Source organism: Aquamicrobium lusatiense (genome assembly GCF_014201615.1).
Taxonomy (GTDB): Bacteria; Pseudomonadota; Alphaproteobacteria; order Rhizobiales; family Rhizobiaceae; genus Mesorhizobium; species Mesorhizobium lusatiense.
Map to the genome: position 1 here is coordinate 260,103 of NZ_JACHEU010000001.1, position 7,431 is coordinate 267,533.

General features: G+C 63.3%; 8 protein-coding genes. 4 read left to right on the plus strand and 4 right to left on the minus strand.

Translation table 11 applies throughout. The annotated features are described in order from the left end of the window. Positions 1-98 precede the first annotated feature (98 nt). On the minus strand, positions 99-2,789 hold the full coding sequence (gene acnA, locus HNR59_RS01365; RefSeq protein ID WP_343060574.1) for an aconitate hydratase AcnA: 2,691 nt from the start codon (positions 2,787-2,789) through the stop codon (positions 99-101). A 285-nt stretch (positions 2,790-3,074) separates the two neighbouring features. Here acnA and ccmA point away from each other — a divergent pair, with 285 nt between their 5' ends. From ccmA to HNR59_RS01385, 4 genes are all read left to right on the plus strand, one after another. Beyond that, positions 3,075-3,689, plus strand: a complete 615-nt coding sequence (gene ccmA, locus HNR59_RS01370; protein WP_183824878.1) for a heme ABC exporter ATP-binding protein CcmA — start codon at positions 3,075-3,077, stop codon at positions 3,687-3,689. Between the two features lie 69 nt (positions 3,690-3,758). Then, a complete protein-coding gene (gene ccmB, locus HNR59_RS01375) occupies positions 3,759-4,424 on the plus strand; it encodes a heme exporter protein CcmB (RefSeq protein ID WP_183824880.1) in 666 nt (221 codons plus the stop codon). A gap of 152 nt (positions 4,425-4,576) precedes the next feature. Beyond that, positions 4,577-4,750 carry a heme exporter protein CcmD gene (gene ccmD / locus HNR59_RS01380; RefSeq protein ID WP_183824883.1) on the plus strand — a complete coding sequence of 58 codons (174 nt, stop codon included), beginning with the start codon at positions 4,577-4,579 and terminating at the stop codon, positions 4,748-4,750. Further along, the gene (locus HNR59_RS01385; protein ID WP_183824886.1) at positions 4,747-5,322 is read left to right on the plus strand and encodes a DsbE family thiol:disulfide interchange protein; all 576 of its coding nucleotides are present in this window, start codon (positions 4,747-4,749) and stop codon (positions 5,320-5,322) included. The genes ccmD and HNR59_RS01385 overlap by 4 nt, the downstream gene beginning before the upstream one ends. Here HNR59_RS01385 and HNR59_RS01390 read toward each other — a convergent pair. The 3 genes from HNR59_RS01390 to ftsY form a co-directional block, all read right to left on the minus strand. After that, positions 5,313-5,480: a YjiS-like domain-containing protein gene (locus HNR59_RS01390; protein WP_183824889.1), complete on the minus strand. Its 168-nt coding sequence runs from the start codon at positions 5,478-5,480 to the stop codon at positions 5,313-5,315. The two genes, HNR59_RS01385 and HNR59_RS01390, sit on opposite strands and share 10 nt — an antisense overlap. A gap of 160 nt (positions 5,481-5,640) precedes the next feature. Beyond that, positions 5,641-6,300, minus strand: coding sequence for a septation protein A (locus HNR59_RS01395; RefSeq protein WP_183824891.1), 660 nt, complete (start codon positions 6,298-6,300; stop codon positions 5,641-5,643). Between the two features lie 57 nt (positions 6,301-6,357). Beyond that, positions 6,358-7,431: signal recognition particle-docking protein FtsY (gene ftsY / locus HNR59_RS01400; protein ID WP_246374447.1), on the minus strand; the 1,074-nt coding region annotated here is incomplete at its 5' end.

Sequence of the window (7,431 nt, forward strand, 5' to 3'; positions counted from 1 at the left end):
CGTTCACCGCAAAGTCACGTTGCGGTGAGCCAATTCTGCGTAAAAGCAAAGGGTCGCCGGTTATCCCGGCGACCCTTTATTTCTGCACTGCTGACCGGTCAGGCAGCGAGATCGCGCAGCACGTACTGCAGGATGCCGCCGTTCTTGTAGTAGTCCAGCTCATCCAGCGTATCGATGCGGCACAGGATGGGAACTTCCTTCACCGAACCATCGGCATAGGTGATCTTCGCCACCATCTTCTGGCGTGGCTTGATGGTCTCCACGCCGTCGATCTCAACCAGCTCGTCGCCCTTGAGGTTGAGCGAGGCCCACGAGGTGCCTTCCTCGAACACGAAGGGGATGATGCCCATGCCGACGAGGTTGGAGCGGTGGATGCGCTCGAAGGACTGGGCGATCACGGCGCGCACGCCGAGCAGGTTGGTGCCCTTGGCCGCCCAGTCGCGCGACGAGCCGTTGCCGTACTCGACGCCGGCGAAGATGACCAGCGGCACGCCTTCCTTCTTGTACTCCATGGCGGCGTCGTAGATCGACATCTCTTCCTTGGACGGATAGTGGATCGTGTAGCCGCCTTCCTTGCCGTTCTCGCCCAGCATGTGGTTGCGGATGCGGATGTTGGCGAAAGTGCCGCGCATCATGACTTCATGGTTGCCGCGGCGCGTGCCGTACTGGTTGAAGTCGGCAACGTTCACGCCATGGTCGAGCAGATATTTGCCCGCCGGCGAAGCCGCCTTGATCGAGCCTGCCGGCGAGATGTGGTCGGTGGTGATCTTGTCGCCGAACAGGCCGAGAATGCGGGCGCCCTTAATGTCGGAAACCTTGCCAGCGCCCTTGCCAATGCCCACGAAATAGGGCGGGTTCTGAACATAGGTCGACTTGTCGTCCCACGAATAGGTCTGGCCTTCCGGCGCCTTCACCTTCTGCCAGTTCTCGTCGCCCTTGAAGACGTCGGCATATTTGCGGGCGAACAGCTCGCGCGTGACGTTCTTCTCGATGAACTCGTTGATCTCCGCCGATGTCGGCCAGATGTCGCGCAGATAGACCGGATTGCCGTCGCGGTCTTCGCCGAGCGGCTCTTTTGTCAGGTCCTTCGTGACGGTTCCGGCCAGCGCATGCGCCACCACCAGCGGCGGCGAGGCGAGGTAGTTTGCCTGCACGTCCGGCGAGACACGGCCTTCGAAGTTGCGGTTGCCGGACAGAACGGCGGCCGCGATCAGGCCCTTGTCGTTGATGGTCTTGGAAATCGGCCCCGGCAGCGGGCCGGAGTTGCCGATGCAGGTGGTGCAGCCGAAGCCGACCAGATTGAAGCCGATCTGGTCGAGCTCCTTCTGCAGGCCCGCCTTTTCCAGATACTCGGCCACGACCTGCGAGCCCGGCGCCAGCGACGTCTTCACCCATGGCTTCTGCTTGAGGCCGAGGCGATTGGCGTTGCGGGCGAGCAGGCCGGCGCCGATCAGCACCGAGGGGTTGGAGGTGTTGGTGCAGGAGGTGATCGCCGCGATCACCACGTCGCCATGACCGAGATCATAGTCCGTGCCTTCAACCGCATAGCGCCTGTGCATGTCGGCGGCCTTCTTGTACTCGGTCTCCATCGCCTGTGCGAAGCCATCAGCAATGCCTTCCAGCGGCACGCGGCCTTCAGGACGCTTGGGGCCGGCCATAGAAGGCACGACGTCGCCCATGTCGAGTTCAAGCGTGTCGGTGAAGACGGGGTCCTGCGAGCTGTCGTCGCGCCACATGCCCTGCGCCTTCGAATAGGCCTCGACCAGCGCAATGCGATCATCCTTGCGGCCGGACGTGGTCAGGTAACGCACCGTTTCGCTGTCCACGGGGAAGAAGCCGCAGGTCGCGCCATATTCAGGACCCATATTGGCGATGGTGGCGCGATCGGCCAGCGTCATGTTGGAGAGGCCGGGGCCGAAGAACTCGACGAACTTGCCGACGACGCCCTTCTTGCGCAGCATCTGGGTGACGGTGAGCACGAGGTCGGTGGCGGTGACGCCTTCCCTCAGCCTGCCGGTGAGGCGGAAGCCGATGACTTCCGGCAGGAGCATGGAAACCGGCTGGCCGAGCATGGCCGCCTCGGCCTCGATGCCGCCCACGCCCCAGCCAAGCACGCCAAGTCCGTTGATCATGGTGGTGTGCGAGTCGGTGCCGACGCAGGTGTCCGGATAGGCGGTGGTCGCGCCATCCCCATCCTTCGTCCACACGACCTGACCGAGATATTCGAGGTTCACCTGATGGCAGATGCCGGTGCCGGGCGGAACCACGCGGAAATTGTCGAACGCCTGCTGGCCCCATTTCAGGAACTTGTAGCGCTCTTCGTTGCGCTCATATTCGAGTTCCACGTTGCGGGCGAAGGCCAGCGGCGTGCCGAACTCGTCGACGATGACGGAGTGGTCGATGACCAGGTCCACCGGCACCAGAGGATTGATCTTCTGCGGATCGCCACCGAGCGAGACGATACCGTCGCGCATGGCGGCAAGGTCGACCACGCCGGGCACGCCGGTGAAGTCCTGCATCAGCACGCGGGCGGGACGATAGGCGATCTCGACGCCGGCAGCGCCTTTGTCATCGAGCCAGCTGGCCACGGCCTGGATCGATTCCTTTGTAACGGAGCGGCCGTCCTCGTTGCGCAGAAGGTTTTCCAGAAGCACCTTCATCGAATAAGGAAGCCGGGAAACACCATCAAGGCCGTTCTTCTCGGCCTCGAGCAAATCGTAGTAGACATATTCGGTGCCGGCAGCGGTCAGCGTGCGGCGACAATTGAAGCTATCGAGAGATTTGGACACGTGCGATCCCATCCTAAAGTCGTTCAGCCTGATTGGGAACGGACTCCGATGGCATGCTCATCACGCGCAAAGGTGCGGGTACGGCCATTTCCGCTGTCCGCTCCCAGCGCTCGGGCCGTTCAAGGCGGCTCGCGCACCAGTTCGGCGCAATATGGTTTGCCTTCCCCGACCGCTGGGGTTGGTAAGCTGGATATAGTGAATATCCTGGAATAGTTCTAGACGGTGTTTGGGCAATTTTGACGCAGCTCAGGGTTGCGCGGCATGGAAATGACAAAAGGAGGTCCGATGCGGCTGATCGCCGAGAACCTTGCGGGCGAACGCGGCGGAGAGACCATCTTCGCCAATGTGGAGTTCGCTCTTGAAGATGGCGAAGCGCTGATCGTCACCGGCCCCAACGGCTCGGGCAAGTCCACGCTGTTGCGGGTGGTCGCAGACCTTCTGCCCGCCCTCGAAGGCAGCGTGCGCTTCGAGGGCGGCGGCAAGAAATGGCCCACCCCCTCGGCAGCCTGCCACTATCTCGGCCACCTCAACGCCATGAAGACGGCGCTGACCGTCAACGAGAACCTCGATTTCTGGCAACGTTTTGCCGGCGAACCGGCGCTCGGCATCACCGAGGCGCTGGAGGAAGTGGGCCTCGGCCATATCGGCCACCTGCCCTTCGGCTATCTGTCCACAGGCCAAAAGCGGCGCGCCGCCCTTGCGCGCCTGCTGGTGAGCCGCCGGCCGGTCTGGCTGCTTGACGAACCGACCGCCGGCCTCGACAAGGCATCCGAGAAACGGCTGGCCGAAATGATGGAATGGCATCTGGACGAAGGCGGCATCATCGTTGCCGCCACCCACCTGCCGCTCGGCATCGAGGGGGTAAAATCTCTGGACATGGGAACTAAATCTCATGGGTGAACGCAGTGACACTGCAGCGGAGATGACTGCCGCCGCGCTGCGCAGGGGCGCGGCAGGAAACGATAGCGCATGCTAGCTCTGTTCCTGCGCGACCTGCGCCTTTCCATGCGCGTCGGCGGCGGCGCGCTGACCGGCATCATCTTCTTCCTCGCCGTGATCGCCACCATCCCCTTCGGCGTCGGTCCCGATCTGAACCTGCTTTCCCGCATCGGCCCCGCGATCCTGTGGATCGGCGCGCTGCTGGCCTCGCTGCTTGGCCTCGACCGCCTGTTCCAGGCCGACCGCGAGGACGGTTCGCTCGATCTTCTGGTACTGGAGGCGGACCGCCACATGCTGGCGCTGACCGTGCTGGTCAAATGCCTCGCCCACTGGACCGGCTCGGTGCTGCCACTGGTGATCGCAGCCCCCCTGCTCGGCCTGTTCATGAACATGGAGCCGCTGGCGATCGCAGCCACGGCGCTTACCCTGCTTGCCGGCACGCCGGCCATCACCTTCATCGGCGCAGCCGGGGCTGCTGTCACCGTCGCCCTGCCGCGCGGCGGCCTGCTGATCTCCATCCTCGTGCTGCCGCTGACCATTCCGGCACTGATCTTCGGCGTGTCGGCGAGCTATGGGGCCACGCAAAACCCTGCCCCTTTCCTGCAACCCTTCCTCATTCTCGTGGCGCTGACGCTTTTTCTGGCCGTCATCGGGCCGCTGGCCGCGGCTCTGGCGTTACGCCGCAGTGCTGACTGATTGCATGGCGCAAAGCTGAGCGTTAAAGCTTGTCCGGGACGGAGGGGCCGCCATGAAGCGGCCCCGAAGACAGGATTTGCTTCAAGGAAAGCAATGGCAATTCGAAACGACCAGCCATCCTTGATCGGAAACCGGACACAAGAGGTGCGGCAGTGACCACGCACGACCTCTATGTCGCGGCGGCCTATGGCATCGCCGTTCTGGTTCTGGGTGCCCTGATCGGCTGGATTTTGCTCGACCAGCATGCCCGCCGCCGGGAACTGGCCGAACTGGAGGCAGCCGGCATACGCCGCCGCTCGGACCGTAAAAAGACGGCAAAGCCATGAGTTCAGAGACGCCGAGGCCCACGTCACGCCGGCTGTTCGTTCTGCTGCCGCTGGCACTTTTCCTGGCGCTGTGCGGCGTCTTTCTGGCGCAGCTCATGTCGGGCCGCGACATTTCCGAAATCCCTTCGGCCCTGATCGGGGAGCCTGCCCCCCGCACCGGGCTGCCGCCCTTGCCCGGAACCGACCTGCCCGGCCTTGATTCCGAAACCTTTGCCGGCAAGGTCACGTTGGTCAACGTCTTCGCCTCGTGGTGCGTGCCGTGCCGCGACGAGCACCCGATGGTGATGGAACTGAAACGCGACGGGCGCTTCGCCGTTACCGGCCTGAACTACAAGGACAAGCCAGCCAACGCGCTGAAGTTCCTCACCGAACTCGGCAATCCCTACACGGCCATCGGCATCGACGAGAACGGGCGCGCCGGCATCAACTGGGGCGTTTATGGCGTGCCGGAAACCTTCCTTGTCGGCAAGGACGGCCGCATCGCCTACAAACATGTCGGGCCGATCACGCCGGCTTCACTGGCGCAAAGGCTGATGCCCGAGATCGAGAAGGCGCTGATCGCTCAGCCGTAAATTTGCTGACGGATCTGGTAGAGCATGTCGGCGCGGCTGGTGCGCAGATCGGCGAGGTCACGCTCGTCGAGACCGTTGATCTCATCGACCATCTGGCGATAGCGCCGGTGCCTGGCGTAGCTGGCGCGGGCGCGGGTGATCAGGCTGGAGAGGCTCATGGAACATCCCTTTCCGCCTCATGAACCGAGGCGGGTTGTTCCTCCCTTACCTTTACATCATGCCACGATCGCGCTGCAGCGCAAAAGAATATGCTGCAACGCAGCAATGCGTTGAATGCATGGCCGGACGGTATCCGGCGCCCCCGGATGCGGCGGGCGCTTACTTCTTGTCGGAAGGCTCTTCCAGCGAATGGCGCATGATCAGCGGCATCTGGCTCATGGTGAAGGCGATGGTGATGGGCATGATGCCCCAGACCTTGAACGCCACCCAGAAATCGGTCGAGAACATGCGCCACACGATCTCGTTGACCACGGCAAGGAACAGGAAAAAGACGCCCCAGCGCAGGGTCAGCTTGCGCCAGCCCTCGGCATCGAGGCGAAAGGCGGAATCGAACACATAGCCGAGCAGCGATTTGCCGAAGGCCAGACCGCCAAGCAGGGTAACGCCGAACAGCGTGTTGACGATGGTTGGCTTCATCTTGATGAACAACTCGTCCTGCAAATAGAGCGTCAGCGCCCCGAACACCAGAACCACGACGCCCGACACCAGCGGCATGACCGGCAGGGTGCGGGTGAGCACCCACGAGATGGCAAGGGCCAGCGCGGTCGCCGCCATGAACAGGCCTGTGGCGATGAAGATCGGCCCGCCGAATTCGGCCAGAACCGGGAATTTCCCGGCCAGCCACTCGCCACGGGCATTGGCGAAGAAGAAGACCAGAAGCGGCCCCAGTTCCAGCGCCAGCTTGAGCAGCGGATTGACGCCGTCCTTGCCCGAATTCCGGGTTTCGGAAGGGTCACGCTCGAATAGGGGCTGGTTCATGGAGGCTCGCTACCTGTCACTTCGTTCGCTTGCACGTTTCATGCGCGATGTTGCGCCTTAACCGGTTCCGGCAATGGCTTTGGCGAAATCACCGGCCGAGAAGGGTTCGAGATCGTCCACCCCCTCGCCCACGCCGATGAAATAGACCGGCAGCTTGTGCTTCGCCGCGATGGCGACAAGAATACCGCCGCGCGCCGTGCCGTCCAGCTTGGTCATGACCAGACCGTTGACGCCGGCTACATTGCGGAAAATCTCGACCTGGTTGAGCGCATTCTGGCCGGTCGTGGCGTCGACCGTCTGCAAAACCGTATGCGGCGCTTCCGGGTCGAGCTTGCCGAGCACGCGCACGATCTTCTCAAGTTCGGCCATCAGCTCGGCCTTGTTCTGCAGGCGACCGGCCGTATCGATGATCAGCACGTCGGAACCGGCGGCCTTCGCCTGTTCGAAGGCGTCATAGGCGAGACCGGCGGCGTCGGCGCCGAGCTTCGTCGCGATCACCGGCGAGCAGGTGCGCTCGCCCCATATTTTGAGCTGCTCGATGGCGGCCGCCCGGAAGGTGTCGCCCGCCGCCAGCATGACCGAGAGCCCGCCCTCGGTGAGCTTGGCGGCAAGCTTGCCGATGGTGGTGGTCTTGCCGGTGCCGTTGACGCCGACGACCAGAATGACATGCGGCTTGTGCGAAAGGTCGAGTTCCAGCGGCTTCGCCACCGGACCGAGCACTTTTTCGACCTCCGTCGCCATGACGGCGCGCACATCGGCGTCGGACACATCCTTGCCATAGCGGCTGGCCGCCAGCGCGTCGGTAACGCGCAGCGCCGTCTCGACGCCGAGATCGGCGCGGATCAGCACATCCTCCAGATCCTGAAGCGTTTCCTCATCCAGCTTGCGCTTGGTGAAGACGCCGGAAATATTGCCCGAAAGTTCGCGCGAAGAGCGGGAAAGCCCCTCCTTCATGCGCTGGAACCATGTTTTCTTCGGCGCCTCTACCGGCTCCGGCGCCGCTACGGCCTTTTCCTCGACCTTCTTCGCCACCGTCACCTTGCCGGCAGCGGGCTTCGACGCAGCCGCGGATTCAGCCGCAGGCTCGGCGGCGGGAGCAGCCGTTTCCGGCTCAACCGCCACTATATCTGG

Coding starts and splice junctions, on each gene's coding strand:
- ccmA (WP_183824878.1), top strand. CDS start 3,075: ATGCGGCTGATCGCCGAGAACCTTGCGGGCGAACGCGGCGGAGAGACC.
- ccmB (WP_183824880.1), top strand. CDS start 3,759: ATGCTAGCTCTGTTCCTGCGCGACCTGCGCCTTTCCATGCGCGTCGGC.
- HNR59_RS01385 (WP_183824886.1), top strand. CDS start 4,747: ATGAGTTCAGAGACGCCGAGGCCCACGTCACGCCGGCTGTTCGTTCTG.
- HNR59_RS01390 (WP_183824889.1), bottom strand. CDS start 5,480: ATGAGCCTCTCCAGCCTGATCACCCGCGCCCGCGCCAGCTACGCCAGG.
- HNR59_RS01395 (WP_183824891.1), bottom strand. CDS start 6,300: ATGAACCAGCCCCTATTCGAGCGTGACCCTTCCGAAACCCGGAATTCG.